Here is a 250-nt window from a genome sequence, read left to right on the forward strand (position 1 = left end):
CATCTCTATTTTAACAGCGGCATGAATACGCCCCGGGCGGTGCGCAAGCAGACCAGCGAACGAGCCCTGTTACTGGCACGCCAGCAGGGCATTCCCGCCGCCAGTCATCAGCTGAACCGTAAAGATTTTGACGCTCTTAATGCCTTCGACAAGGCGGGCTTTCCGCTGCTGGATGTGACCGCCAGCAACTGGACGCTGGGTAATAAAGATGGTGCGCTGCAGCGTCATCGTAGTCCCCACTTTCCTGATG

1 pseudogene is annotated in these 250 nt (G+C 57.2%); it reads left to right on the forward strand.

The features are described from left to right. A pseudogene (locus tag SB765_RS32115) lies at window positions 1-250 on the forward strand (hypothetical protein); the annotation flags it as partial.

This window comes from Pseudomonas sp. SIMBA_067 (assembly GCF_046534675.1).
Lineage (GTDB): Bacteria > Pseudomonadota > Gammaproteobacteria > Pseudomonadales > Pseudomonadaceae > Aquipseudomonas > Aquipseudomonas putida.